Genomic DNA, 26880 nt, shown 5'->3' on the forward strand with positions numbered 1-26880 from the left:
GACCGTTAAGCCCTCCAGCGCCGATGGTACTTGGACCGCAGGGTCCTGGGAGAGTAGGACGTTGCCAAGCACGATGAACCGACTGCAGATCTGCAGTCGGTTTTTTGTTGTTTAGCAATCGTTTTTGAATGGTTAATCATATAGTGGTATGCATAAGGCTGCACGGAATGTTGTGGATACGCGCATCAAGGCGTATAAATAGGCACGATCCGCCCAAGCTAGTAAGGTAAGGGATAAAACGATTCAGATGGCCGCTTGACCTTTTGGGAAAATTGCGTATAATAAAATCAAGGTCAAAGAAAGTCAAAGTCAATTTGACTAAAAATTTTGATTTCTTGGCTGAATGAGTGGTTTGGGCATTTTAGGGAGGTTGGCGAAATGCGCAACATTTCCGATCTCATCGAGCAGTACCTCAAGCATATGCTAAAGGAAAGCCCCGGCGGCGCAGTGGAGCTGCAGCGCAATGATTTGGCGGACCGTTTTTCTTGCGTGCCATCTCAAATCAATTACGTCATCAGTACCCGCTTCACGCTGGAGAAAGGCTATTTCGTGGAAAGCAAGCGAGGCGGCGGCGGATATATCCGCATCCAACGCGTGGAACTGCCAACGCTATCCGCCCTTCAGGAGCACCTGGGCCAGACAATCGGCGAACAGGTAGACCAAGATACGGCGGAAGGGGTTATTTATCAGCTGGAGGAAGGGAAACTGATCTCCCGGCGAGAAGCGAACCTGCTTCGAGCGGCGGTCTCCCGGGATTCCTTGGCTGTGAAGCTCCCGCTGCGCGACGAAATTCGTGCACGGCTGCTTCGGGCAATGCTCGTCACGCTGCTCATGAAGTAGGCTGCGCAGCCTTGCAAGAGGAGGGGATAGTGCGGATGCTTTGTCAGGAATGCGAGAAGAAGCCGGCTACGCTTCATTTTACGAAGATCGTGAACGGGGAGAAAACGGAGTTTCATATTTGCGAAGCTTGTGCGCGTGAACGGGGAGAAGGCATTCCCGGCACGGCGAACGGATTCTCCATCCACAGCCTATTGTCGGGCTTGCTGGATTTCGAGCAGGCGGGCGCGATGAACGCTCTCGGCGTTCAAGCTCAGCCGATCCGCTGCGACAACTGCGGGCTGACGTATACGCAATTCAGTAAAATGGGCCGGTTCGGCTGCAGTAGCTGCTATGCCAAGTTTGGCAACAAACTTGACCCGATTCTCAAACGGGTACACGGCAATACGACGCATGTCGGTAAAATTCCGAAGCGAGCCGGCGAGCAGATTCAAGTCAAGCGCGAGATCGAAACGCTTAGACGGGATATGCAAACGCGGATCGAAGAGGAGGATTTCGAGAATGCGGCCCAAATCAGGGACCGTATTCGCGAGCTGGAGCGCAATATAGCCGATGTCGACGAAAGGCACGGTTAGGAAGGTGAATCAGAGTGTCGAAGCGGTCTTATGTCGAAGAAGCGCTGAGCGACTGGATGAGAGGCAGCGGCCCTGATGCTGATGTGGTGATCAGCAGCCGGATTCGCATCGCCCGTAATTTGACGGGACATCCGTTTCCGATGCTGGCTACGAAGCAGCAGGCGCATGACGTGATGCAACAACTCATTGCGGTTGCGGAAACCGGGAAGCTGCAGGATTACGGTTCTTTCGAGACGATCGAGTTGGCGCAGCTCAGCGAGCTTGAACGCAGAGTGCTCGTGGAGAAGCATTTGATCAGTCCGAATTTGGCCAATGAATCACGCAGCGGAGCGGTCATGCTGAGCGAGAACGAAGCAGTCAGCATTATGGTGAACGAAGAGGATCATTTGCGGATCCAATGCCTATATCCCGGTTTTCAAATCAAGGAAGCTTGGGGGCTTGCGAGCCGCATTGACGATATTTTTGAAGATGTCACCGATTATGCGTTCGATGAACGCAGAGGGTACTTAACCAGCTGCCCGACGAATGTCGGCACGGGGATCCGCTCGTCGGTCATGATGCATTTGCCGGGGTTGGTACTGACCCAGCAAATCAACCGGATTCTGTCGGCGATCACGCAGGTGGGGCTGGCGGTTCGGGGCATATACGGCGAAGGCAGCGAAGCGACAGGCAATTTGTTTCAAATCTCGAATCAGATTACGCTCGGCCAGTCCGAAGGGGAAATCATCGAGAATTTGCACAATGTTGCCCGTCAAATCATCGAGCACGAACGCGCGGCGCGGCTGCGGTTGTTGGAGGATTCCAGGATAAGGTTGGAGGATCGCGTACAGCGGTCTTACGGAATCCTGTCCCATGCGATGATCATGGACTCCAAAGAAGCGGCGCAACGCTTGTCCGATGTTCGATTGGGGATCGATTTAGGGTTGATCAGCGACGTAACGCCGCAAGCGATGAACGAAATGATGGTATTAACGCAGCCCGGTTTCCTGCAACAGGTGTTTCATGAAAAAATGTCGCCTGAATTGCGGGATATCCGGCGCGCGGAACTTATACGCAAACAGTTGCATAGCGAATCCGATCATGGGGGTGTGTGAACATGATGTTTGGGAGATTTACCGAACGGGCTCAGAAAGTGCTCGCATTAGCGCAGGAAGAAGCGGTTCGTCTCGGTCATAATAATATCGGCACGGAGCATATCTTGCTCGGTCTTAACCGTGAAGGGGAAGGAATCGCGGCGAAGGCTTTGATTGGGCTCGGACTTAGCCTTGAGAAAATTCAAGACGAAGTGGAAACCCTTATCGGACGCGGTCAAGAACAACCTACCAATATCGCGTACACGCCGCGCGCGAAGAAGGTCATCGAGCTTTCGATGGACGAGGCGCGCAAGCTGGGCCATACGTATGTCGGCACGGAGCATATCCTGCTCGGTCTTATCCGTGAAGGCGAAGGCGTCGCGGCGCGCGTGCTCAATAACTTGGGCATCAGCCTGAACAAGGCTCGCCAGCAAGTGCTGCAGCTGCTCGGCAGCAGCGAAGCGGTATCCAGCAATCACGGTGCGCCGGCTAACGTCAGCACGCCAACGCTTGATGGACTTGCGCGCGATCTGACGGCATATGCCAAAGACGGCAATCTGGATCCGGTCATCGGCCGGAGCAAAGAGATCGAGCGCGTGATTCAAGTGCTCAGCCGCAGAACGAAAAACAATCCGGTCTTGATCGGGGAGCCAGGGGTCGGTAAGACGGCCATCGCGGAAGGACTTGCCCAAAAGATTATCGCCGGCGAAATTCCGGAAACGCTCCGAGATAAACGCGTCATGACGCTCGATATGGGCTCCGTCGTAGCCGGAACGAAGTATCGGGGCGAGTTCGAAGACCGTCTCAAAAAAATCATGGACGAAATTCGTCAAGCGGGAAACATCGTGTTGTTCATCGATGAGCTTCATACGCTGATCGGTGCCGGCGGCGCTGAAGGCGCAATCGATGCGTCGAACATTCTGAAGCCGGCGCTTGCCCGCGGCGAGCTGCAGTGCATCGGCGCAACGACGCTGGATGAATACCGCAAATATATCGAGAAGGACGCCGCGCTTGAGCGTCGTTTCCAACCGATCACGGTTGATCAACCGTCGCCGGAAGAAGCGATTCAAATCCTGCATGGACTTCGCGATCGCTATGAAGCGCATCACCGGGTGAAAATTACGGACGAAGCCATCGAGCAAGCCGTAAAACTGTCGGACCGTTATATTACGGACCGCTTCCTCCCGGACAAGGCGATCGACCTTATCGACGAGGCGAGTTCCAAAGTAAGATTGAAATCGTACACGGTTCCGCCTAACCTCAAACAGCTGGAAAACCGTCTGGAGGATATCCGCAAGGAAAAAGACTCCGCCGTTCAAAGCCAGGAGTTCGAGAAAGCGGCCGCGCTCCGCGACACGGAACAGAAGATCCGCGAAGAGCTCGACGTGACGAAGAACCAATGGAAAGAAAAACAAGGCCGTACCGATTCCGAAGTAACGCCTGAAGATATCGCGCAAGTGGTCGCAAGCTGGACCGGCATTCCGGTATCGAAGCTGGCCGAGGAAGAGACGCAGCGCCTGTTGCATATGGAAGACATCCTGCATGACCGCGTCATCGGTCAAAGCGAAGCGGTCAAAGCGGTCTCCCGCGCAATCCGCAGAGCGCGCGCAGGGTTGAAGGATCCGAAGCGTCCGATGGGCTCGTTTATCTTCCTCGGCCCGACCGGGGTCGGTAAAACGGAGCTCGCCCGCGCGCTTGCCGAAGCGATGTTCGGCGACGAGAACGCGGTGATTCGCATCGACATGTCGGAATACATGGAGAAACACTCCACATCCAGACTCGTCGGAGCGCCTCCAGGCTATGTCGGTTATGAAGAAGGCGGCCAGCTGACGGAGAAAGTTCGCCGCAAACCTTATTCGGTCGTGCTGCTCGATGAAATCGAGAAAGCACATCCGGAAGTATTCAATATCCTGCTTCAAGTGCTGGAAGACGGCCGCCTGACGGACTCCAAGGGCCGTGTCGTCGACTTCCGCAACACGTTGATCATCATGACGTCCAACGTCGGCGCCGATCAAATAAAACGCAATTCCTCGCTTGGCTTCACGGCCGCGCAGGATGCGGGCCGCGACTTTAACATCATGAAGGATAAAGTGCTGGCGGAGCTGAAGAAGAGCTTCCGTCCGGAGTTCCTGAACCGGATCGACGAAACGATCGTGTTCCATTCGCTGGATCAAGAGCATATCGCGCAAATCGTAACGTTGATGTCCGAGGAGCTTCGCAAACGGCTGCGCGAGCAGGAAGTCGATTTCACGCTCACGGATTCCGCGAAAGCGTTTCTGGCGAAGGAAGGCTACGATCCGCAGTATGGCGCGCGTCCGCTGCGCAGAGCGATCCAGAAGCATATCGAGGATCGTCTCTCCGAGGATCTGCTGCTCGGCAAGATCGCCAAGGGCCATACCCTCATCATCGATGAGAAGGATGGCGAGCTGACGGTGACACACGCCGACGGCGCGCCTGCGGCGGAAGAAACGGCAACGAAATAACTTTAGTCGCGAATACCCTTCATCTTTCTGCTTCAAGGCAGGGGATGGAGGGTATTTTTTAGCGTAAATTAAGGTTTAATCGCATCGATAGAAATGGTAAACTTTTAAAGATACGTCTTTTGCATAAGGAGCCGCTCATGGCAAAACTTAAAACCAAGTTCGCATGCACCGAATGCGGCAACGAATCGCCCAAATGGATGGGGAAATGTCCCGGATGCGGACAGTGGAATACGATGGTGGAAGAGAAGGAAACGGTCGTCAAAACGCAAGGCATGGGCTCATCGATCATTCAGACGAAAGAAAAGCCGCGACCTATCATACATATAGAAAGTGGTCAGGAGAAGCGGATTGAGACAACCAATCAAGAACTCAACCGCGTGCTCGGGGGCGGCGTCGTTCCGGGTTCGCTCATTTTGGTCGGGGGAGACCCGGGTATCGGCAAATCGACGCTGCTGCTGCAAACGTCGCATGCGCTGGCTTCCAAGCAGCTGACGGTGCTTTACATTTCCGGAGAGGAGTCCGTCCGGCAGACGCGGCTGCGCGCCGACCGCCTCGGAGCGTTGTCCGAAACGCTATACGTGCTGTGCGAAACGAACATGGAGCAAATCAATGACGCGATCGAATCGGTCAATCCCGATTTTCTCGTCATCGATTCCATTCAGACGGTGTACGATCCGCAAGTGCAGTCGGCGCCGGGGAGCGTCTCGCAAGTTCGTGAATGCACGGCGCATTTCATGCGGGTCGCCAAGATCAAAGGCATCGCGACCGTGCTGGTCGGGCATGTCACCAAGGAAGGCGCCATCGCGGGCCCGCGGATGCTCGAGCATATGGTGGATTGCGTGCTGTATTTCGAAGGCGAGCGTCATCATACCTATCGGTTATTACGGGCGGTGAAGAACCGGTTCGGCTCCACGAACGAAATCGGCATCTTCGAAATGGTGGAAGAAGGACTGCGGGAAGTAAGCAATCCGTCCGAGCTGTTCTTGTCCGAGCGGCCGATGGGCGTGTCGGGATCGACCGTCGTGGCCAGCATGGAGGGCACAAGACCTGTCCTTGTCGAGATGCAAGCCCTCGTAGCAACGACGAATTTTCCCTCGCCTCGGCGGATGGCGACAGGCATTGACCACAACCGGATGACGCTGATCGTCGCTGTGCTGGAGAAACGGATGGGCATGTTCCTGCAGACGCAGGATGCCTACCTGAACGTGGCGGGCGGGATCCGGCTTGATGAGCCGGCGGTCGATTTGGCGGCAGCGGTATGCATTGCATCGAGCTTTCGCGATGCGCCGACAAGACCGTTCGACGTGTTTTTCGGCGAAATCGGGTTAACGGGCGAAGTAAGGGCGGTTTCACGTGCGGAACAACGGGTGAAGGAAGCACAGAAGCTGGGCTTCAAGCGCGTCATCATGCCCAAGAAGAGCTTGAAGGGCTGGACCCCGCCTAAGGGGATCGAGATCATTGGCGTCGAGACGGTAGCAGAAGCGCTGTCCGCGGCATTCGGATAAAGGGGGGAAGATGATGAAAGAGTCGAACCAAGCAGAAATGGTCAATCAGCTCCTCCAGATGGTCGCGCCCGGGATGGCGTTTCGCGAAGGGCTCGATAACGTGCTGCGGGCGAAGACGGGGGCGCTCATCGTTGTCGGCTACAGTCCGGAAGTGATGGAGGTGGTCGATGGCGGATTTTCCATCAACTGCGATTTTTCCCCGAACTATTTATACGAGCTGGCCAAAATGGACGGCGCCATCATACTGAGCGAGGACCGCAAACGGATCTTGTACGCGAACACGCAACTCATCCCGGACAGCTCGATCTCATCCATCGAGACCGGGATTCGGCATCGGACGGCGGAACGCGTGGCTAAGCAAACGGGAAAGCTGGTCGTATCCATCTCGCAGCGGCGGAATATCATCACGTTGTACCAAGGGCAATTCCGATATGCGTTAAAGGAAATGGGCGTCATTCTGACCAAAGCCAACCAAGCCATACAGACGCTGGAGAAATACAAAGTGGTACTCGGCCAGTCCTTCACGAACCTGTCCGCGCTGGAGTTCGAGGAGATGGTCACGTTGCAGGAAGTGGCGCACGTCATCAAGCGGGTGGAAATGGTCATTCGCGTCAAAATGGAAATCAAACGCTACGTCAACGAGCTCGGAACGGAAGGCCGGCTGATCAGTATGCAGATGGATGAACTGGTCGGCGGCGTGGAGGAGGAAGCCTGGTTCCTGCTGAAGGATTACGCGAAGGATCCTTCCGAGGATCGGGTAAAGGAGACTCGCACGAATATCCGCAAGCTCAGCTCCGAGGAACTGCTCGATCTGCCGCAAATCCTAAAGCTGTTGGGGTATGGCGGTTTCAACGCGGTTTCCGAGGAAATGGTGGCGCCTCGCGGTTACCGGCTGCTCAGCCGGATTCCGAGACTCCCTGCCGGAATCATCAATAACCTGGTCGAACGGTTCGGCACGTTGCCCCATGTTCTGATGGCGACGATCGAGGAATTGGATTCCGTGGACGGCATCGGCGAGGTGCGCGCCCGAACGATCAAGGAAGGCTTGAAGCGGATCCAAGAGCAGATGTTCATTGACAGACAAATTTAAATCCCATACAATGAGGGAATGCAGACAGAAGCTGGGTACAACTTACAATTCACACCTTTGTCGTTAGCGAAACTTCAGAATAGAAGTTTTTTCTCAAGTTTGCCCTCCATTACTGTATTTTTGCAGTTTTGGGGCATAGTAAAGATGAGGTGGAGCAAATGATCACGAAGTCGATACCGAGTCTTTTTACGGTGGCGAATTTGTTTTTAGGCATAATTGCCGTTATTCTGATCTTTCCCGATAACGCCAAGCCGGAGCTGGCCGCGATGATGGTTATCATCGCCATGCTCATGGACGGCGTCGATGGACGGGTAGCGCGGGCACTTAACGCGCAAAGCGAATTTGGCAAAGAATTGGATTCTTTATCGGATGTCATTTCCTTCGGCGTGGCGCCGGCGTTCATTATGTACAGCGTCGCGTTCCAAGAATTGAATCCGGCACCGGCATGGATCATCACCGCGCTATTTCCGATTTGCGGAGCGCTGCGGTTGGCGAGGTTCAACGTCATTTCCAGCATGCCGGGTTATTTCATCGGCCTTCCGATCCCTGCGGCGGGCGGCGTTTTGGCTACGTTGGCGTTATTCCACAAGGACATTACGATCTCCGTGTTGATGATCAGCACGCTCGTCCTTTCGTTCCTGATGGTCAGCACGATCCGTTATCCCAACTTCAAGAAGCTTGGCATTCCGAAGAACGCGATCTGGGTCGTTCCGATTATCGTCGTCGTCGCGGTTGCCCTCGGCATCTTGTTCCCGCACCACTTATCCAAAATTATTTTCGTGCCGTTGGTGCTTTACGCGCTCTATGGCTTAAAAAAAAACGTTGATCGGCGCCTCCCGAATAAAAAACGCAAACGCCGTTTGGAAAACCAGCTTCAAGAAGAACCGGCGGTTCACAGCGAACACAGCGCTTGATTCGCGCAATAAGATAAAGACCGCCCGATCTCTCCTAATCGAGAGGCCGGGCGGTCTTTGTTATATTCCTGGTTCCGATCCCAATGCCGACGGTTCGTTCATTACGTTAAATTAAACAGTCCAAGCGTGCTGCACTTATCCGATTCGCGTTCGATAACATCGTCGAGCTTGATGTCGAGCAGATTCGCCATGGCCGACATATAGAAAAGGTTGCGTCCCAGCTCGTTCTGAATGGCTTCCTTGCAATGCTCGCATAGTTCGCCGTTGATGTGGTGATGAAGCTTCGTCTTAGCCTTCTCTAAATTGAAATCGTCTTCATACTGCTGCTTGCGGGCATTCAATTCGATGCATCCGCATTCAGTGACGGATTTGGCGACCGCGCGGTTCACGGAAGCGCCGGACTGTCCGTATTTGGACATGACGTCCAACAAGCTGCGATGACGCAGCAGCAGTTCGGACACTTGCTGCTGGAATTGCTCCAACGTTGGTGCATTCATCGGTTCCACCTCATTTCGGGAATGGGTTGCTTTGGTACTATTATAAGCCCCAATGCGGATCATTTCAAAACGGATTTGAACGATTTGTCCCGATAATCGCCGAAGTTAATAATTTCTAATGCATTCCCGCCCTCCAGGCGATTAACGTGACAATAATTGGAACATAATTGTAATGGAGGTGGATTTATATGATGAAACGAATGATTCAAGGGATGGGATTGGTATTTGGCGGCGTTATGGGAGCACAACTATTCGGCTCCGTTAACAGCGGCTTAAGCTGGGCGGCGCCTGCGAGCGGAATTATGCAGCATTCGGGAAGCTATTACAGCGTGGTTATCGGCGCGATATGCGGGCTCGTATTGGCATCGGTATTGGCGGCTCCATTGGAGAAATGGATGCGGCAAGGCGCGGAACGGGTGTCGGCCGTACCGACGGCGGAACTGTTTTCCGGCGGAGCCGGGCTGCTTGGCGGATTGGCGCTTTCGGCACTTTTGTATCCGGCTCTGTCCGGGCTTAGCGGCGCATGGATGATGATTCCCGTTGCGTTGACCGTTTTCTTCGGCTATGCGGGCATGCGAATCGGTTTGAACAAACGCGAGGAACTGGCGGAACGCATCGCGGCTTTTACCGAACGGAGCGCGAAGTCGGTCCGGCAGCAGGACGAAGAGAGCACGTACGAGGAGCACAAGATTCTGGATACCAGCGTGATCATCGACGGCCGGATCGCGGATATTTGCAAGACCGGGTTTATCGAGGGGACGCTTGTCATTCCGGAATTCGTGCTGGAGGAGCTGCAGCATATCGCGGACTCGTCGGATCTCCTCAAACGCAACCGCGGCCGCAGGGGGCTAGACATCCTCAACAAGATCCAGAAAGAGCTGGACGTCAAAGTGCTGATCTACGAAGGCGACATGGAAGACGGCGAAGTGGACAGCAAGCTCGTAAAGCTGGCCAAAGTGCTGCATGGCAAGGTCGTCACGAACGATTTCAACCTGAACAAGGTCTGCGAGCTTCAGGGCGTGTCCGTCCTGAACATCAATGATCTCGCCAATGCGGTGAAGCCGGTCGTGCTGCCGGGCGAAGAAATCGTCGTGCAGGTCATTAAGGACGGCAAGGAACACGGTCAAGGCGTCGCTTACCTGGACGACGGCACGATGATCGTCGTGGAAGGCGGCCGCGACTACATCGGTACCACGATGGAAGTCCTGGTGACGAGCGTGCTGCAGACATCCGCGGGAAGAATGATTTTCGCCAAGCCGAAGCTGTTGGAAAAAGCGCAGTAACGCGGTATGATAGTACACGGATGATTTTCCCTGCCGGCGCTCGTTTTGGCCGAAGGGATGATCGAAGTCTGCGTCGGGGCGGTTGATGGCATTGGCAGAGGCAGTTGCAAAATGGGGCGTCGTCGTCGTGGCGGCAGGACGCGGAACCCGGATGGGGACGGCGGAGAGCAAGCAGTACTTGCTGCTGCGGGACAAGCCTATTCTCGTTCACACCTTGGAGACGTTCGAAACCATGGACGAGATCGCGGAAGTTTGCGTGGTCGTCGGTCAGCAGGACGTGGGGCGCTGCGAGGCATGGATTCCCCAGTATGGACTTCATAAAGTGAAATCGGTCGCCGCGGGCGGCAGCGAGCGTCAGCATTCCGTGCAGCTGGGGCTGGAAGTCTTAAGCGGAGACGTCGATTGGGTGATGGTGCATGACGGCGTACGGCCGTTCGCGACTCATCGGGCGGTTCGAGCCTGCATGGCGAAAGCGGCAATGACGGGCGCCGCCGTGCTGGCTGTTCCCGTGAAAGATACGATTAAGCAGGTGAACGAAGGCGGCGTCATTACCGCGACCCCTGAACGGCGAAGCTTGTGGGCGATTCAAACGCCGCAAGCTTTTCGCCGTTCTCTGCTGGAACGAGGACTTCGGCAGGCGGCGGACGACCGTTTCGTGGGAACCGACGACGCGATGGCGGTCGAGCGGCTCGGGGTATCGGTATCGGTTGCCGAAGGGGATTACACGAATATCAAAATAACGACGCCGGATGATTTGCCATACGCGGAATTTCTGCTGGCAAGCGGCGAGCGGGGGAGAAGAGCGGACACATGATTCGAGTGGGACAAGGTTTTGACGTGCATCAGCTGGTGGAAGGGCGACCATGCATCATTGGGGGCGTTACGATTCCATACGAACGGGGATTGCTCGGCCATTCCGATGCGGACGTGCTGCTGCATGCGATCAGCGACGCAGTGCTGGGGGCGCTGGGCCTCGGTGATATCGGGAAGCATTTTCCGGATACGGATCCGGCCTTCAAGGACGCGGATAGCCTGAAGCTTCTGGAGCATATCTGGGGGCTGATCAAGGAACGGGGCTATAAACTCGGCAACGTGGATGCGACGATCATCGCGCAACGGCCGAAGATGGCGCCGTATATCCCACAGATGGTTGACGTTATCGCAGGCGCGCTCGAAGCGGAAGAGCGCACGCAAGTGAACGTGAAAGCGACGACGACGGAGCAGCTCGGCTTCACGGGGCGGGGTGAAGGGATTGCCGCGCAGGCGGTTGTCTGCCTCGTGAAGGTTATGCTATGATTCACCAATACGATAGATGACGGGAGGGATCGACAGGTCATGTCCGATCAAATCAGAGTGCGTTATGCGCCCTCGCCGACGGGGCATTTGCATATCGGCAACGCCAGAACGGCCTTATTCAATTATTTGTTCGCCCGCAACCTCGGCGGAAAATTCATTATCCGGATCGAAGACACCGACGTCAAGCGGAACGTCGCGGGCGGCGAGGAGAGTCAACTGACGTATTTGAAATGGCTCGGCATTACGTGGGACGAGAGCGTGGATATCGGCGGAGGCTACGGTCCGTATCGCCAAACGGAACGGCTGGATATTTACCGCGAATACTGGCAGGAGCTGCTTGATCGCGGCCTTGCTTATAAATGCTATTGCACGGAGGAAGAGCTGGAGCAGGAGCGGGAAGAGCAGACGACCCGCGGCGAGATGCCCCGCTATTCCGGCAAGCACCGCAATTTGACGGCGGAGGAGCGGGCCGCGTTCGAAGCGGATGGCCGCATACCGAGCATCCGTTTCCGCGTGCCCGAGAACAAAACGTATACGTTCGACGACCTGGTCAAAGGGCAGATCAGCTTTGAATCCGATGGCATCGGCGATTTCGTCATCGTGAAGAAGGACGGCATTCCGACTTACAATTTCGCCGTGGCGCTGGATGACCATTTGATGGCGATCAGCCATGTGCTCCGCGGGGAAGACCATATTTCCAATACGCCGCGCCAGCTGATGATTTACGAAGCGTTGGGCTGGGAGCCGCCGGTTTTCGGTCACATGACGCTGATCGTGAACGAGACCCGCAAGAAGCTGAGCAAACGCGACGAATCGATCATTCAGTTCATCGAGCAGTACGACAAGCTTGGGTATTTGCCGGAAGCGATGTTTAATTTCATCGCGTTGTTGGGCTGGTCGCCGGAGGGCGAGCAGGAGATCTTCACGCGCGAAGAGCTGGTCGCCGCGTTCACGGCCAACCGCCTGAGCAAGAGCCCGGCCGTATTCGATACGAACAAGCTGGCTTGGATGAACAATGAATATCTGAAGAAGACCGAGCTTTCCCGGGTCGTGGAACTCTGTCTTCCGCATTTGGAGACGGCTGGACGGGTGACGGGCGTGTTGTCCGAGAGCCAGCGCGGCTGGGTCAACGATCTCGTGGCACTGTACCAAGATAAGCTCCGGTCCGCTTCGGAGATCGTGCCGCTGACGGAACTGTTTTTCCTGGCAAACCCCGCAGACGAGGAAGAAGCGATAGCCGTGCTTGCGGAAGAACAGGTTCCGGTCGTGCTTGCGGCGTTCCTGGACCAGGTCAAGGCCATGGAGCAATTGAACGTCGACGGGATCAAAGCGGCGATCAAATCCGTGCAGCAGGCGACCGGCTTCAAGGGCAAGCAATTGTTCATGCCGATACGCGCCGCCTTGACGGGCCAGACGCACGGTCCCGATTTGAATGCGACCATCGTCCTGCTCGGACAAGCGAAGGTGCAGGAACGTCTGCTGGCCCGCTTGGGTTAATCGGCGGATACGGACAATGTCCGGGCGGAGGCCACTTGTCAGTTCTAGGACTGTGGGCTATACTTGAGGTAATTATCTTTAACTCGATCAGCTTCGTTTACATCCATAAGGCAACGAACAGGATCGTTTATTTCAAACGGGAATTTCAGAGATGGCGACCTTTCGAATGGAGCCGTGCATGCATGGTTAAAGTTCGATCGGGTGGAAGTCGCCGATTTCCGGAGATAAACATTGCGCCTGGGAGCCGCATCTCCGAACTGCCGCGCGCAGGGTGGGTGATGACGATATCGTCCTCGTTACGGGCGAATAAGAACGTTCGCGCTTGCCCATGCAGGCGCTGCGAAGCAGAGTGGAACCGCGTGAATACGCCTCTGCAGCCTCAATAGGCTGCGGGGGCTTTTTATTTCGCTTTCAGATTCGGGGCAAAGATTGTCATCTTGGTTCGGTAGAGAGAGGGGGCTTGACCATGCTGCGCAATATGAAATCCGACATCCAAGCTGTGCTTGAGAACGACCCCGCCGCCCGTAACATGTTCGAGGTCGTATTCACCTATTCGGGGCTGCATGCCATCTGGGCGCACCGGATCGCGCACGCCTTGTTCAAGCGCAAGTGGTTCACGCTCGCGCGGATCATTTCGCAGACGAGCCGGTTTTTCACCGGCATCGAGATTCATCCCGGGGCGCGAATCGGCGAACGCTTGTTCATCGATCACGGGATGGGCATCGTCATCGGCGAAACCTGCGAAATCGGCGACAACGTCATCATCTATCAAGGCGTCACGCTGGGCGGCACGGGGAAAGAAAAGGGCAAGCGGCATCCGACGATCGGCAATAATGTCGTCCTTGCATCCGGCGCCAAGGTTCTAGGCTCGTTCAAGGTTGGAGACAATGTGAATATCGGCGCGAATTCCGTCGTGCTTCGGGAGGTTCCGGCCAACAGCACGGTCGTCGGCATCCCGGGGCGGATCGTCAAGCGCAACGGCGCCCGGGTCGCCGATCGACTCGACCACACGCAGCTCCCCGATCCCGTTATCGAGATGCTGCGCGCCATGCAGAAGGAAGTGGCGGAACTGCGGGCGGAATTGGAGATGGAACGACAGGATAAGCAAGAAAGACAGGATAAGCAAGAAAGACACGAGAAACATAAACAGCCTGTGGCGGGAGGAGAAACAAGATCATGACCCTGCGCATTTATAATACGTTGACCCGCGAGAAGGAAGATTTCAAGTCCCTCGTGCCGGGTAAAGTAAACATGTACGTTTGCGGACCGACGGTCTATGACTACATTCATATCGGCAATGCGCGTCCCGCAATATTCTTCGACGTTGTTCGCCGTTATTTGGAATCGCTCGATTACGACGTGAATTACGTGGTTAACTTTACCGACGTCGACGACAAATTGATCCGCAAAGCAGAGCAGCTCGGAACGACGGTACCGGAAGTGGCCGAGCGCTTCATAGCGGCTTTCTACGAGAACATCGAAGGCCTCGGCATTCATAAAGCGACGATCAACCCGCGGGTGACGGAGAACATTCCGGAGATCATCGCGTTGATCGAAGAACTGGTTGCGCACGGGCATGCCTACGAGAACGGCGGCGACGTTTTCTTCCGTACGAGCACGTTTCCGGATTACGGCAAGCTGTCGCATCAGAATTTGGAGGAGCTGCAGCTCGGCATCCGGATCGGCGTGGACGAGCGCAAAGAGAACGGCCAGGATTTCGTGCTCTGGAAAGCGGCGAAGCCCGGCGAGATCAACTGGGCGAGCCCCTGGGGCCAAGGCCGTCCGGGCTGGCATATCGAATGCTCGGCGATGGCGCGTAAATACTTGGGCGATACGCTCGATATCCACGGCGGCGGGCATGACCTGCAATTCCCGCATCACGAGTGCGAAATCGCGCAGTCGGAATCGGTGACGGGCAAGCCGCTCGCCAATTACTGGATGCATAACGGCTATATCAACATCAATAACGAGAAAATGTCCAAGTCGCTCGGCAACGGGGTCACGGTGCAGGATATGCTGACGCGGATCAAACCGGCGGTCATTCGCTATTTCATGCTGTCGGCGCATTACCGCAGTCCGCTTAATTTCAGCGACGAAACGATCGCGCAGGCGGAGAACAGCATCGAGCGCATCGCCAATTCCGTGTCGAACATCAAGCACCGGATGGCGGCCGCGGTCAGCGCGCCGGGAGAAGAACTGGCTGCGCTGCAAGCGCGTGTCGCGGACATCAAAGCACAGTTCAATGCCAAAATGGACGATGACTTCAATACGCCCGATGCCATCACCGCGGTATTCGAGCTGGTGAGCGAGACGAATCTGCATCTGCAGCGTTCGGTTGTCTCCCCGGAAGCGCTGCGGTTGTTGCTTGAAGCGTTCGAGTCGTTCGATCGCGTATTCGGACTATTGCCGGCCGAGGAAGAGCTGCTGGACGACGAGATCGACGCACTGATCTTGGAACGGACGGAAGCGCGAGCCAGCAAGAATTGGAAACGGGCCGACGAGATTCGCGACCTGTTGAACGATCAAGGCATTATTCTGGAAGATACGCCGCAAGGCATTCGTTGGAAACGCAAATGACCGACGGGCATCCGGAAGACCTGAACCTCTGGTTTCACGAGCCGACGAAACCCGTCAACCTTATGAATCCCATCGTGCTCGCTTACATCGGCGATGCGGTATACGAGGTGTTCGTACGGCAATATCTCATTTCGCTGCCCAATCATAAGCCGCATCACCTGCACAGGCAGGCGACGCAGTTCGTGTCGGCCAAAGCGCAGTTCCTCATCTTGGAGAAATGGCGGCCTCATCTGACGGAAGAGGAAGCGGACATCGTGCGGCGGGGACGCAACGCGAAGTCCGGCACCGTGCCGAAAAATGCGGATCCCGCTCACTATCAACAGGCGACGGCATTGGAGTGCCTCGTCGGGTACCTTTACTACGGAAAGCAGGTCGGGCGTCTGCGCGAGCTGATGGCGATCGCGATCGGCGATGCCATCGAAGCGGAAGACCACGGCAAGACGAAGGAGAATCAAGATGCGCGAGCATGAAGAAGAATCGCAGGAATGGATCGCGGGCAAACACCCCGTGATGGAGGCACTGCGTTCCGGACGCGAGATCAACAAGATTTGGGTGGCGGAGCAAGCGCAGAAGAACGCCCAGCCGATTATGCTGGAAGCCAAGAAAGCAGGGCTTGTCGTGCAGATTGTCGATAAGCGCAAGCTGGATCAAATGGTGGACGGCGCCGCTCACCAAGGAGTCGTCGCACAGGCTGCGGCTTACCGTTATTTCGAAGTGGAGGAGCTGCTGGCGCGCGCGAAGGAAAGCGGCGAGATGCCGTTCTTTCTGCTGCTCGACGAGATCGAGGATCCGCACAACCTGGGCTCGATTCTCCGGACGGCGGAGTGCACGGGCGTGCACGGCGTCGTCATTCCGAAGCGCCGGTCTGCTTCCTTGACGGCAACGGTAAGCAAGACTTCGGCGGGCGCGGTCGAATACGTGCCGGTTGCGCGGATAACGAATATGGCGCAAACGATCGACAAGCTCAAGGAAGCGGGCGTCTGGGTTGCGGGCGCGGATGTCGGCGCGGAGCGGGACGTGTTCGCTTCCGGCATGAAATTCGATATGCCGCTTGCCATCGTCATCGGCAACGAAGCCAAGGGAATCGGAAGGCTGATCCGCGAGAAATGCGATTTTCTGATCAAGCTTCCCATGCACGGACAGTTGAATTCGTTGAATGCGTCCGTCGCTGCCGGCGTGCTGATGTATGAAGTATTGCGGCAGCGTCTTGGCAAGTAACCGTGAAACGGCGTGATGACGTTCTACTCGTCGATGGGTATAACATGATCGGAGCTTGGCCGGAGTTGGCGGCTCTGCGGGATAAGGACCTGGAAGACGCGCGGGACCGGCTGCTCGAGATGCTTGCGGACTATCAAGGCTTTACCGGGATGACGGTCATCGTCGTGTTCGACGCGCATCAGGTTCCGGGCGTCGGTTCCACGTTCAAGCAGCATCGGCTAACGGTCGTATACACGAAGGAGAAGGAAACCGCGGATTCGTGCATCGAGCGCCTTGCTTCGGAGATGGCCATGCGCAGCCGGAACATTCATGTCGCCACGTCCGACTTGGTGGAGCAGCATGTGGCGTTCGGCAAAGGCGCGCTCCGTATCTCGGCCCGCGAGCTCCTCATCGAAATCAAGCAGAACCGCAAAGCCATCGAGCAGAAAGTCGATCAAAAGAATAAAGCGCGAAACGAGCTGGACGGCAACTTGAGCATGGATGTTCGGCTGAAACTGGAAAAGTGGCGCAGAGGAGAATGACAATGTTAATTCGGCGTAATCTTCGGGTGAAATTAGATGACGCAGATGCCCTTTTTCCAGGTGCAAAATCCCATTTTTGCTAGATAATTAGCAGTGTCGAGGCATGATCGTCATTGACGGTTAAAGGTTACGTAATGTATACTGAGTCTATGTTTCTGAACGGGGATTGCTGCTAGATCGTACCGATACGAACTTGGCGTACACGATCTGTTATTACTACATTGCGGGCCGGTTAATTATTGCGCTGCTGAAGTTAAAGGCATTTACGCCTTTCGAGCCGGAGGGATTGTTCGTGAGCATCGACCTCAGAGAATGGAAAACGCTGGACTTTGACTGCAAAACGGACGAAGACGTTGTCGAAATGGTTCGCGAAGGCGACGGCGAAGCGTTGGAGTATTTGATCAATAGGTACAAGAACTTTGTCCGGGCTAAAGCGCGTTCCTATTTTCTCATCGGGGCCGACCGCGAGGATATAGTCCAAGAGGGCATGATCGGACTCTATAAGGCGATACGAGATTTCAAAGGCGATAAGCTTGCTTCCTTCAAAGCGTTTGCCGAGCTTTGCATTACGCGGCAGATCATCACGGCCATCAAGACGGCCACGCGGCAGAAGCATATTCCGTTGAACTCTTACGTTTCGCTGGACAAGCCTATTTATGACGAGGACTCCGACCGGACGTTGCTGGACGTCATTTGCGGAACGCGAGTGTCCGATCCGGAAGAATTAATTATTAATCAAGAAGAATTCGTCGGCCTTGAGGATAAGATGTCCGAGATACTCAGCGATTTGGAACGCAAGGTGCTGATGCTTTATCTGGACGGCAAGTCTTATCAGGAGATCGCCGTCGATTTGGACCGCCACGTGAAGTCGATCGATAATGCGTTGCAACGCGTGAAACGAAAGCTGGAACGTTATTTGGAAGTCCGCGACATCGGAATTTAATACCCGTCTGATAAGAGCCGAGCAAGGCTCTTTTTTTATGGAAAGGATTACTTGGCGTTTGAAACAGCCGCCGGGTGACGATACTGATACGGACGAAGAGGAAATTTTCGCCTGCTTTGCGTTGTTGCCTTGTACCGCGACATACATTTTACGGGCTAATAGAGAGGTACTTCGGAACGGATTTGCATTGACACTCCCTATTGCTTGTGATAAAGTGTTTTGGTAGCCCTAAATAGGTCTTTTTTTATTATGGGTCAATCAGGCTAGTTTCACATACAGTGCTTTAAACTTTATCGATGCTTAGTTTGGGAGGTGTCAACAATGCGGGTAATTATTACGTTGGCTTGCACAAACTGCAAACAAAGAAACTATGCTTCCAGCAAGAACAAACGGAATCACCCTGACCGTATTGAGATGAAGAAGTTTTGCAAGTATTGTAACGAGCATACTCCTCATCGCGAAACAAGATAGGTCAATTTGGAGGTGTGGACGTGGCATTTTTAGCTAAGCTGAAGCAAAGCTTCGGGTCGACGTTTTCCTTCTTCACCGACAGCTTCGCGGAATTAAAGAAAGTCCGCTGGCCAAGCCGCAAGGAATTGACAAGCTATTCCCTCGTTGTGTTCTTCACGATTATAGCTGTGACAATTTACTTTTGGGTACTTGACATCGGAATTTCCGCATTGGTCGAACTGATTGTTTAAGAAGGGGCCAAGGGTGGCTTGTTATGGAAATGATGGAAAAAAGATGGTATGTAGTCCACACGTATTCGGGTTATGAGAACAAAGTGAAGGCGAACCTCGAGAAACGCGTTGAATCCATGGGCATGGAAGACAAGATCTTCCGCGTGCTCGTCCCGATGGAGGAAGAAGTGGTAGACAAGGACGGTAAGAAAAAAACCGTCATGCGTAAAGTTTACCCCGGATATGTCCTCGTCGAGATGATTCAAACCGACGATTCTTGGTATGTCGTTCGCAACACTCCGGGCGTTACCGGGTTTGTCGGTTCAACTGGCTCTGGTTCAAAACCAACTCCGCTGTTGCCTGATGAAGTGGAACAAATTTTGAAACACATGGGCATGGAAGAACCGAAACCTAAAATCGAATTCGATTTGAAGGAAACGGTACGTGTTAAAGTCGGGCCGTTCGCTAACTTTGTCGGAACGGTAGAAGAAATTCTGCTCGACAAAAGCAAGCTGAAGGTTCACGTCAACATGTTCGGCAGGGAAACTCCGGTTGAGCTGGATTACGGCCAAGTGGAGAAGGTATAATAAGCCTGTTTCTACTGAGAACATGTGATTACTACGGCAAGGAGGTGTCATCATGGCAAAGAAAGTCATCAAGTTGGTAAAACTGCAAGTTCCAGCGGGTAAAGCGAATCCGGCTCCGCCGATCGGTCCAGCGCTTGGTCAAGCAGGGGTTAACATCATGGCGTTCTGTAAAGAGTTCAACGCTCGTACGGCCGATCAAGCGGGTCTTATCATTCCGGTTGTAATTACGGTATTCGAGGACCGTTCGTTCACTTTCGAAACGAAAACGCCGCCGGCTGCCGTACTGCTTCGCGTCGCTGCTAAGATCGCTAAAGGATCCGGCGAGCCGAACAAGAAGAAAGTCGCAACGGTTAAACGTTCTGTCGTTCGCGAGATCGCCGAACAAAAAATGCCAGACCTTAACGCGGCTTCCGTCGAGGCAGCTATGCGCATGGTCGAAGGTACTGCACGCAGCATGGGCGTTGTCATCGAGGACTAATCTTCGATCGTCATCTGCATTAGACACGCTAGAGTACGTTGTCTGACCGACGGAACAATGCGTTTTTTGTCGGGTGGGAGGGTCTCCAGGAACAGTTGGAGGAATTTCCGTTATTACCACATAAGGAGGAGAATTCTAATGGCTAAACACGGTAAAAAATATCAAGAAGCTACGAAGCTGATTGATGTTGAAGCAACATACGAGTCGGCCGAAGCGATCGAACTCGTGAAGAAAGCCGCTAGTGCAAAGTTCGACGAAACCGTTGAAGTTGCGGTGCGTCTGGGCGTAGATCCTAAGAAACAAGACCAAGCCGTTCGTGGCGTCGTTGTACTCCCGCACGGAACTGGTAAAACCAAACGCGTTCTCGTTTTTGCGAAAGGCGACAAAGCCAAAGAAGCAGAAGCGGCTGGCGCGGATTATGTCGGCGATGCTGATGTAATCGCTAAAATCCAACAAGGCTGGTTCGAGTTCGACGTTTGCGTTGCGACTCCGGACATGATGGCCGAAGTGGGTAAACTCGGGCGTATCCTCGGCGGTAAGGGCTTAATGCCTAATCCTAAAGCAGGTACGGTAACGTTCGACGTTACGAAGGCCGTCCAAGAAATCAAGGCTGGTAAGATTGAATACCGTCTTGACAGAGCAGGTCAAATCCATGCGCCAATCGGCAAAGTTTCGTTCGACTCCGAAAAGCTGAACGAGAACTTGAAAACGCTGATCGACGCACTGAACCGCGCGAAACCGGCTGCGGCTAAAGGGGTTTACCTGAAAGGCATTTCCGTTTCCTCCACGATGGGACCTGGCGCTCGTTTGAACGCCGCTTCGTTCCGCTAAGAGAACGAACGGGAATTTAGAATCGAATATGCATACCGAAGACAGTAGGTGCCGGCCACCGGCTTAATTTCCTACCGAGGTGTTATGATAAACGTGTTTGTGCGCCCTTCTTTTGAGTAGGGCGAGTAACGGACCATCATGGCCTTCGCACTGTCTGCGGGGGCCTTTCTCATGCATCGCGGGGGAAGGAATCCGCTGCAACAATCGGGATGTTGACAACATAACGGGAGGTGTACATTTTGGCAAACGCAAAAATTATTCAAGGTAAAGAGCAGGCTGTTGCAGAAATCACGGCGAAACTCCGCGAGAGCTCCAGCACGGTCGTAGCCGATTACCGCGGTCTTAACGTTGCGCAAGTAACGGAACTGCGTAAACAATTGCGCGAAGCAAACGTCGAGTTTCAAGTTTTGAAAAACTCGCTCGTTCGCCGTGCGACTGCAAACGCGGAACTGACTGACTTGGATGCTATTCTGGCCGGCCCTACGGCCGTGGCTTTCAGCAAAGAAGACGCAGTTGCTCCAGCCAAAATACTGGCTGACTTCGCCAAGAAGAACGACGCTTTGAAATTGAAAGGCGGCGTTGTAGAAGGTCAAGTATTTAACGCGGATCAAATCAAAGCGCTGGCAGATCTGCCTTCGCGCGAAGGTTTGCTCTCCATGCTCCTCAGCGTGCTCCAAGCACCTATGCGCAACTTCGCCCTTGCGGTTAAAGCTGTCGCTGAAAAACAAGAAGCTTAAGGATGATTGGCTTGTTGAAACCTATGGTCGACACAGCATTCGTCCAAGGATGATTGGTTTGTCGCGACCTACAGTCGACACAGGATTCATCATTAATTGCTTTGACGAGACCTTCGGTCAAGTCATCTACGATCCCGGCTCGCCGGATAACAGGCACGACCACACTAAAACAAATTATTGGAGGTTTATCTCATGAGTAAAGAGCAAATCTTGGAAGCCATCAAAGGCATGAACGTTCTTGAATTGAACGACCTGGTTAAAGCAATCGAAGAAGAATTCGGCGTAACTGCTGCAGCACCTGTAGCAATGGGCGGCGGAGCAGCAGCAGCTGTCGTTGAAGAGCAATCCGAATTCGACGTTATCCTTAACAACGCTGGCGCTTCCAAAATCAACGTTATCAAAGTCGTTCGCGAAATCACAGGTCTTGGCCTGAAAGAAGCGAAAGACCTTGTTGACGGCGCTCCTAAAGCCATTAAAGAAAAAGTATCCAAAGAGGATGCTGAAGCTGTTAAAGAAAAACTCGAAGCAGCTGGCGCTTCCGTAGAAGTGAAGTAATAACCCGCTCATCGGCGGCAAACCCCTTGAAGCGTTCGCTTCAAGGGGTTTCCTTATGAGTTGACTTGCCGGCGGAATCAGGAGGGATGATATGGCGGACCACTACTATACGCAATCGCCCGGAACCAAGCACGATCGTCAGGTAGTAGAAACGGTGCTGCGCGGCTGCAAACTGCGTTTCATGACCGATGCAGGCGTATTTTCGAAAACGGGTATCGATTTTGGAAGCCGCGTGCTCATCGATGCGCTTGAAATTGACGAAAACGGACGTACGTTGGATGTCGGTTGCGGCTATGGGCCTATCGGCATAACGGTGGCAAAACTCGCGCCGGCCGGTCTTGTAACAATGATCGATATCAATGAGCGCGCGGTTGCGCTTGCTCGGGAGAACGTCCACCTTAATGGCATTACGAATACGGTGGTCTTGCAAAGCAACGTTTACGAAAGCGTGCGTGATCATGCGTTCGATACGATCATTACGAACCCGCCGATCCGGGCAGGGAAAGAGGTTGTCCACCGGATTTTCGAAGAAGGAGCCGGACTGCTGAAGCCGGGGGGATCCATGTGGGTCGTCATTCAGAAGAAGCAGGGGGCACCGTCCGCGGAAGCGAAGTTGGAATCAATCTTCGGTAATGTGGAAGAGGTAACGAAAGAAAAAGGGTACCGTATCTTCAGGGCCAGGAAAGAGCAATAGGGAAACGGAATCATTTGTTGACTCGACTTGCCTGATATGGTATCATTATAAAATGTCAGCATTAAAATGGGTGCAATCTCTTTAGTCGACTAAAATGTCAAGCGCTATTTTGGGTGTATAAAAGTAGCGAGTTTGACGTATAATGTTTACGTTTTGGGTCAAAATTACTTGATATGAGACTTTTACGGGTTGTGCGCGTAGAAGATTGACTGACAGAAGCATGCTCTTTTTTCGAATTTTCGATAAGGGCTTTTCTTTATTTGAATCAGAATTTGCCTGCTGCACATTCTGGTTACAGCAATGTTTGTGTATACAAGGTCATTGTTCACTTTCTGTGAAGCAGACATGAGGGGTGAGGTTAAGTTGGCAGGACAACTTGTTCAGTATGGGCGTCGCACGCGTAGAAGCTATGCCCGCATCCGCGAGGTGCTCGAAGTTCCGAACCTGATTGAAATCCAACAAAAGTCGTACGAGAAGTTTTTGGAGAAGGACTTGCTTGAGCTTTTCCAAGACATCTCGCCGATTCAGGATTTTACGGGTAACTTGATGCTTGAGTTCATCGACTATTCACTTGGCGAGCCTAAGTATTCTGTCGATGAGTCGAAGGAACGCGACGTGACGTATGCAGCACCGCTGCGTGTTAAAGTTCGGCTCATTAACAAGGAAACCGGCGAAGTGAAAGAGCAAGAAGTGTTCATGGGCGATTTCCCGCTGATGACGGAAACGGGCACGTTCATCATCAACGGCGCGGAACGCGTCATCGTCAGCCAATTGGTTCGTTCGCCTAGCGTTTACTTTAGCACGAAAGTGGACAAAAACGGCAAAAGAAATTATACGGCGACGGTGATTCCGAACCGCGGCGCATGGCTGGAGCTCGAAACCGATGCGAAGGACATTATTTATGTCCGTATCGACCGCACGCGTAAGATACCGGTTACGGTCCTGCTTCGTGCGCTTGGCTTTGGCACGGATGCCGAAATTTTGGATTTGCTGGGACATGACGAGTATATCCGGAACACGCTCGATAAAGATAACACCGATTCTACCGAAAAGGCGCTTATCGAAATTTACGAAAGACTTCGTCCGGGCGAACCGCCGACGTTGGATAATGCCAAGAGCCTTCTTGTCGCGCGATTCTTCGATCCGAAGCGTTACGACCTGGCCAACGTTGGCCGCTATAAAATCAACAAGAAGCTGCACATCAAGAACCGGTTGTTCAATCAGCGGTTGGCCGAAACCTTGATCGACCCGAGCACGGGGGAAATCTTGGCGGAAGCAGGTCAAATGATCGACCGTCGCCTGCTGGATGATCTGATTCCTTATTTGGAGAACAACGTGGGCTTTAAAACGTACCATGTTGCCAATGGGGTACTTGATGCGGATAGTATACCTCTTCAAACGGTCAGCGTATTCTCGCCGCTCGACGAGAGCAAAGTCATTAAGGTCATTGCGAATGGAATCATCGACAAAGCCGTCAAGCATATCACGCCTGCGGACATCATTGCTTCCATCAATTACTTCATCGACTTGCTTCACGGCGTTGGAAGCACGGACGATATCGACCATCTGGGCAACCGTCGTTTGCGTTCGGTTGGCGAACTGCTGCAGAACCAATTCCGTATCGGTTTGTCCCGTATGGAGCGCGTCGTTCGCGAGCGGATGTCCATCCAGGATGCCAACGCGATCACGCCGCAGGCGCTTATCAACATTCGCCCGGTTATCGCGTCGATCAAAGAGTTCTTCGGTTCTTCCCAATTGTCGCAATTCATGGATCAGACGAACCCGCTTGCCGAGTTGACGCACAAACGACGCTTGTCCGCATTGGGACCTGGCGGTTTGACGCGTGAACGCGCGGGCTTCGAGGTTCGTGACGTTCATAACTCCCACTATGGCCGGATGTGTCCGATCGAGACGCCGGAAGGTCCGAACATCGGGTTGATCAACTCCTTGTCGACCTTCGCTCGGATTAACGAGTATGGATTCATCGAAGCGCCTTACCGCTGGGTTGACCCGAAAGTCGGCGTCGTTACGGAACAAATCGCGTATTTGACCGCCGATGAAGAAGATAACTACGTAATCGCGCAAGCGAATGCGAAGTTGGACGAAGAGGGCAAATTCGTCGAAGATGCCGTAATCGTTCGTTACAACAAGCAAGCGGACAATATTTTGACCATGCCGACCGAACGTGTGGACTACATGGATGTCTCGCCGAAACAGGTCGTGTCCGTGGCTACGGCGCTCATTCCGTTCCTTGAGAACGATGACTCCAACCGCGCGCTCATGGGTTCCAACATGCAGCGGCAAGCCGTTCCGCTTCTCATTCCGAAGTCGCCTCTAGTCGGTACCGGCATGGAGCACAAGTCCGCCAAAGATTCCGGCGTGTGTATCGTGTCCAAACACGACGGTATCGTCGAACGCGTATCCGCCAATGAAATTTGGGTCCGCCGCGTGGAGATGGTCGACGGCAAGCAGGTTACCGGCGACTTGATCAAGCACAAGCTGCATAAGTTTATGCGCTCCAACCAAGGAACGTGCATCAACCAGCGTCCGATTTGCCATAAAGGCGATATCGTGAAAAAAGGCGACATCCTTGCGGACGGTCCTTCCACCGAAATGGGCGAATTGGCGCTTGGGCGTAACGTCGTCGTCGCGTTCATGACGTGGGAAGGCTACAACTACGAGGATGCTATCCTGCTCAGCGAGAAACTCGTTAAAGAAGACGTCTATACGTCGATTCATATCGAGGAATACGAGTCCGAAGCGCGCGATACGAAGCTCGGACCGGAAGAAATCACGCGCGACATTCCGAACGTCGGCGAAGAAGCGCTTCGCAATCTAGACGAACGCGGTATTATCCGCGTCGGCGCCGAGATCAGCGCGGGCGACATTCTCGTCGGTAAAGTAACGCCTAAAGGGGTTACGGAACTGACGGCGGAAGAACGTTTGCTTCACGCGATCTTCGGCGAGAAGGCGCGCGAGGTTCGCGATACGAGCTTGCGCGTTCCTCACGGAACCGACGGCATCGTGGTAGACGTGAAGGTATTTACCCGCGAGAACGGCGACGAGCTGCCTCCTGGCGTAAATCAGTTGGTTCGTGCCTATATCGCTCAGAAACGTAAGATTTCCGAAGGCGACAAAATGGCTGGCCGTCATGGTAACAAAGGGGTTATCGCGCGTATCCTTCCTGAGGAAGATATGCCGTTCCTGCCGGACGGCACGCCGGTCGAGGTCGTGCTCAACCCGCTGGGCGTACCTTCCCGGATGAACATCGGCCAAGTGCTGGAAGTCCATCTGGGCATGGCTTGCAAACGCCTTGGCATTCACGCCGCTACGCCGGTATTCGACGGAGCGCGCGAGTATGACGTATTTGATTCCATGGAAGAAGCCGGCATGCAGCGCAACGGTAAAACGATCCTCTACGACGGTCGCTCCGGCGAGCCGTTCGAGCGCGAAGTTACCGTAGGCGTCATGTACATGATCAAACTGGCGCACATGGTCGACGATAAAATCCATGCCCGTTCCACGGGTCCTTACTCGCTCGTTACGCAACAGCCTCTGGGCGGTAAAGCTCAGTTCGGCGGTCAACGCTTCGGGGAGATGGAAGTTTGGGCGCTCGAAGCCTACGGTGCCGCTTATACGCTGCAAGAGATCTTGACCGTCAAATCCGATGATGTCGTCGGCCGCGTCAAGACGTATGAGTCCATCGTGAAGGGCGAGAACGTTCCGGAACCGGGCGTTCCGGAGTCGTTTAAAGTCTTGATCAAAGAACTTCAAAGCTTGGGCATGGATGTCAAAATCCTGAGCGAGAACGAAGAAGAGATCGAGATGAAAGAAATCGACGACGATGAAGATGGGGCGAACGATAAGCTCAACCTCAACCTTGAGGGTGCGGAAGTCGGCGTGGAGTAACAGCTTCCACTGCCTTTGGATAAACGATGCCGATTCGTCTTCACGGGCGAATCAAGCCGGGGAATGCCTTCGCGGGCATGATCCGGCCGTACGGCATTCG

27 protein-coding genes and 1 other annotated feature are annotated in these 26880 nt (G+C 54.0%); of the genes, 26 read left to right on the forward strand and 1 reads right to left on the reverse strand.

The annotated features are described in order from the left end of the window. The first annotated feature begins 378 nt into the window (after positions 1-378). The 7 genes from AC50YL_RS35180 (at position 379) to pssA (ending at position 8477) form a co-directional block, all read left to right on the forward strand. Positions 379-840, forward strand: a complete 462-nt coding sequence (locus AC50YL_RS35180; RefSeq protein WP_161747255.1) for a CtsR family transcriptional regulator — start codon at positions 379-381, stop codon at positions 838-840. A gap of 35 nt (positions 841-875) precedes the next feature. Then, entirely contained in the window at positions 876-1412 is a 537-nt protein-coding gene (gene mcsA, locus AC50YL_RS35185; RefSeq protein ID WP_494838045.1) for a protein-arginine kinase activator protein McsA, read from the forward strand. Positions 1413-1426: 14 nt separating this feature from the next. Further along, on the forward strand, positions 1427-2506 hold the full coding sequence (gene mcsB / locus AC50YL_RS35190; protein WP_494838047.1) for a protein-arginine kinase McsB: 1080 nt from the start codon (positions 1427-1429) through the stop codon (positions 2504-2506). Between the two features lie 2 nt (positions 2507-2508). Next, a complete protein-coding gene (locus tag AC50YL_RS35195; RefSeq protein ID WP_494838048.1) occupies positions 2509-4968 on the forward strand; it encodes an ATP-dependent Clp protease ATP-binding subunit in 2460 nt (819 codons plus the stop codon). Between the two features lie 137 nt (positions 4969-5105). After that, on the forward strand, positions 5106-6473 hold the full coding sequence (gene radA, locus AC50YL_RS35200) for a DNA repair protein RadA (protein ID WP_494838050.1): 1368 nt from the start codon (positions 5106-5108) through the stop codon (positions 6471-6473). A gap of 13 nt (positions 6474-6486) precedes the next feature. Next, complete coding sequence (disA, locus tag AC50YL_RS35205) at positions 6487-7563, forward strand: DNA integrity scanning diadenylate cyclase DisA (protein WP_494838106.1); 1077 nt, start codon at positions 6487-6489, stop codon at positions 7561-7563. Between the two features lie 158 nt (positions 7564-7721). Beyond that, positions 7722-8477: a CDP-diacylglycerol--serine O-phosphatidyltransferase gene (gene pssA / locus AC50YL_RS35210; RefSeq protein WP_494838052.1), complete on the forward strand. Its 756-nt coding sequence runs from the start codon at positions 7722-7724 to the stop codon at positions 8475-8477. A 101-nt stretch (positions 8478-8578) separates the two neighbouring features. On the opposite strand, the gene AC50YL_RS35215 is transcribed toward pssA, so the two are convergent. After that, the gene (locus tag AC50YL_RS35215) at positions 8579-8974 is read right to left on the reverse strand and encodes a nucleoside triphosphate pyrophosphohydrolase family protein (RefSeq protein WP_494838053.1); all 396 of its coding nucleotides are present in this window, start codon (positions 8972-8974) and stop codon (positions 8579-8581) included. Positions 8975-9162: 188 nt separating this feature from the next. Between AC50YL_RS35215 and AC50YL_RS35220 the strand changes: the two genes are divergently transcribed. The 19 genes from AC50YL_RS35220 (at position 9163) to rpoB (ending at position 26780) form a co-directional block, all read left to right on the forward strand. Further along, a complete protein-coding gene (locus AC50YL_RS35220) occupies positions 9163-10257 on the forward strand; it encodes a PIN/TRAM domain-containing protein (protein ID WP_494838055.1) in 1095 nt (364 codons plus the stop codon). A 151-nt stretch (positions 10258-10408) separates the two neighbouring features. Then, complete coding sequence (ispD, locus tag AC50YL_RS35225; RefSeq protein ID WP_494838107.1) at positions 10409-11071, forward strand: 2-C-methyl-D-erythritol 4-phosphate cytidylyltransferase; 663 nt, start codon at positions 10409-10411, stop codon at positions 11069-11071. Then, entirely contained in the window at positions 11068-11553 is a 486-nt protein-coding gene (ispF, locus tag AC50YL_RS35230; protein WP_494838057.1) for a 2-C-methyl-D-erythritol 2,4-cyclodiphosphate synthase, read from the forward strand. Before ispD ends, ispF begins: the two co-directional genes overlap by 4 nt. Before the next feature lie 39 nt (positions 11554-11592). After that, positions 11593-13050, forward strand: coding sequence for a glutamate--tRNA ligase (gltX, locus tag AC50YL_RS35235; RefSeq protein ID WP_494838059.1), 1458 nt, complete (start codon positions 11593-11595; stop codon positions 13048-13050). A 466-nt stretch (positions 13051-13516) separates the two neighbouring features. Continuing rightward, positions 13517-14230: a serine O-acetyltransferase gene (gene cysE / locus AC50YL_RS35240; protein ID WP_494838061.1), complete on the forward strand. Its 714-nt coding sequence runs from the start codon at positions 13517-13519 to the stop codon at positions 14228-14230. Beyond that, positions 14227-15627 carry a cysteine--tRNA ligase gene (cysS, locus tag AC50YL_RS35245; protein WP_494838063.1) on the forward strand — a complete coding sequence of 467 codons (1401 nt, stop codon included), beginning with the start codon at positions 14227-14229 and terminating at the stop codon, positions 15625-15627. The genes cysE and cysS overlap by 4 nt, the downstream gene beginning before the upstream one ends. Next, positions 15624-16097, forward strand: coding sequence for a Mini-ribonuclease 3 (locus AC50YL_RS35250; RefSeq protein ID WP_494838109.1), 474 nt, complete (start codon positions 15624-15626; stop codon positions 16095-16097). The genes cysS and AC50YL_RS35250 overlap by 4 nt, the downstream gene beginning before the upstream one ends. Continuing rightward, on the forward strand, positions 16084-16845 hold the full coding sequence (gene rlmB / locus AC50YL_RS35255; protein WP_494838064.1) for a 23S rRNA (guanosine(2251)-2'-O)-methyltransferase RlmB: 762 nt from the start codon (positions 16084-16086) through the stop codon (positions 16843-16845). The genes AC50YL_RS35250 and rlmB overlap by 14 nt, the downstream gene beginning before the upstream one ends. Before the next feature lie 2 nt (positions 16846-16847). Continuing rightward, positions 16848-17366, forward strand: a complete 519-nt coding sequence (locus tag AC50YL_RS35260) for an NYN domain-containing protein (RefSeq protein ID WP_494838065.1) — start codon at positions 16848-16850, stop codon at positions 17364-17366. A gap of 292 nt (positions 17367-17658) precedes the next feature. Then, positions 17659-18309 carry an RNA polymerase sporulation sigma factor SigH gene (sigH, locus tag AC50YL_RS35265; RefSeq protein ID WP_161747272.1) on the forward strand — a complete coding sequence of 217 codons (651 nt, stop codon included), beginning with the start codon at positions 17659-17661 and terminating at the stop codon, positions 18307-18309. Between the two features lie 321 nt (positions 18310-18630). After that, positions 18631-18780, forward strand: a complete 150-nt coding sequence (gene rpmG, locus AC50YL_RS35270; RefSeq protein WP_090583192.1) for a 50S ribosomal protein L33 — start codon at positions 18631-18633, stop codon at positions 18778-18780. 20 nt (positions 18781-18800) lie between these two features. Then, positions 18801-19010 carry a preprotein translocase subunit SecE gene (secE, locus tag AC50YL_RS35275; RefSeq protein WP_090649027.1) on the forward strand — a complete coding sequence of 70 codons (210 nt, stop codon included), beginning with the start codon at positions 18801-18803 and terminating at the stop codon, positions 19008-19010. A gap of 32 nt (positions 19011-19042) precedes the next feature. Next, on the forward strand, positions 19043-19576 hold the full coding sequence (gene nusG / locus AC50YL_RS35280; protein ID WP_161747308.1) for a transcription termination/antitermination protein NusG: 534 nt from the start codon (positions 19043-19045) through the stop codon (positions 19574-19576). Positions 19577-19628: 52 nt separating this feature from the next. Next, a complete protein-coding gene (rplK, locus tag AC50YL_RS35285) occupies positions 19629-20054 on the forward strand; it encodes a 50S ribosomal protein L11 (protein WP_090583195.1) in 426 nt (141 codons plus the stop codon). A 138-nt stretch (positions 20055-20192) separates the two neighbouring features. After that, complete coding sequence (rplA, locus tag AC50YL_RS35290; protein ID WP_494838067.1) at positions 20193-20885, forward strand: 50S ribosomal protein L1; 693 nt, start codon at positions 20193-20195, stop codon at positions 20883-20885. A gap of 17 nt (positions 20886-20902) precedes the next feature. After that, positions 20903-21064 (forward strand) — a sequence feature (ribosomal protein L10 leader region). Positions 21065-21124: 60 nt separating this feature from the next. Then, a complete protein-coding gene (gene rplJ / locus AC50YL_RS35295; protein ID WP_161747274.1) occupies positions 21125-21622 on the forward strand; it encodes a 50S ribosomal protein L10 in 498 nt (165 codons plus the stop codon). A gap of 192 nt (positions 21623-21814) precedes the next feature. Next, on the forward strand, positions 21815-22177 hold the full coding sequence (rplL, locus tag AC50YL_RS35300; protein WP_161747275.1) for a 50S ribosomal protein L7/L12: 363 nt from the start codon (positions 21815-21817) through the stop codon (positions 22175-22177). 91 nt (positions 22178-22268) lie between these two features. Next, complete coding sequence (locus AC50YL_RS35305; protein ID WP_494838069.1) at positions 22269-22871, forward strand: class I SAM-dependent methyltransferase; 603 nt, start codon at positions 22269-22271, stop codon at positions 22869-22871. 345 nt (positions 22872-23216) lie between these two features. After that, positions 23217-26780: a DNA-directed RNA polymerase subunit beta gene (gene rpoB / locus AC50YL_RS35310; RefSeq protein WP_494838070.1), complete on the forward strand. Its 3564-nt coding sequence runs from the start codon at positions 23217-23219 to the stop codon at positions 26778-26780. The last annotated feature ends 100 nt before the right edge of the window (positions 26781-26880 follow it).

The organism is Paenibacillus sp. J22P277 (genome assembly GCF_059383675.1).